We start from the raw sequence: 946 nt of genomic DNA on the forward strand, positions 1-946 counted from the left end.
TGTCAAGAATAACATCGTTACATTTTGTGCAAGACATCCTTTACACTTTATGCAAGCACATCGTTTACAAATTTCTTCTTATTGAAGCTTTAATTTTCCTTCTAAACGAGGATCGTTGTGAATCAGATAAGCCCGTTTCATCAGGAATACTTGCTTATTTACGTCAATCTTCCCGATGATGAATTGCCTAAAGTACAAGGTTAAAATGGAGTTTCCATCCAACTTTGTCTCCCGGACAGCGACAATTTTATTGCCTAATGCTTCACTGAGAAAGTAGCCTTGTCCTCCGTAGGTGAGATAGCCGGAACTTTTGATGCGCCTTAATTCAAGGCCTTCACCGTAGTCCCAGGAACGAATCCTGCGGGGATATTTCCTTAGGCTGGATGTGTACTGCGATGCCGGAGTTTCTAACGTAAGCGATGTATGCGGCCGTCTGTTGTTGTAAAAATCCCGAAAAGCATCGAAATGGGATTGGGCATCCCGCAGATTCTTGTACAACTGACCTTGTATGCATCCCTTCCGGAACGTCTGATTCATCCGTTCCTGCTTGCCCTGTGTCTGAGGATGTTTAATCCTTCCATGAATTACCAGGACGCCCCGTTCCATCATCCATACTTCATACTTGGTGAATCCGGTGCTTTGGACCGTTCCCCATGGATTGCCATTGTCGCACAGAATTACCTTTGGCATACCGTATTCCAGAAATATTTTTCTCATTACCGGTATCGTATCGCCGAAGGTTTCCCCGTATTGAGCATGGCAGCTTAGGTTGAACCGGGAATGGTCATCCATCACCATCAAAGGATGGCAGCGTCTTTGGTTTTTCAAGGCGAAGTGACCGATGAATCGGTTTGCCACATGTCGTTAGGAGCTTCTTTTTCGAAACGTGTATAAGGTGTAGCTGCCTGACTGGCGTCCGGTGTGATCAAGCCGTACCGATGACTGA

The 946-nt window shown here is 45.6% G+C and carries 1 protein-coding gene; it reads right to left on the reverse strand.

All coding sequences use genetic code 11. The features are described from left to right. Positions 1-78: 78 nt before the first annotated feature. Positions 79-858 carry an integrase core domain-containing protein gene (locus tag NM10_RS12780; protein ID WP_071601870.1) on the reverse strand — a complete coding sequence of 260 codons (780 nt, stop codon included), beginning with the start codon at positions 856-858 and terminating at the stop codon, positions 79-81. Between the last annotated feature and the right edge of the window lie 88 nt (positions 859-946).

Origin of the sequence: Megasphaera sp. NM10 (assembly GCF_000417505.1) — a bacterium.
In the GTDB taxonomy this organism is placed as follows: domain Bacteria; phylum Bacillota; class Negativicutes; order Veillonellales; family Megasphaeraceae; genus Megasphaera; species Megasphaera intestinihominis.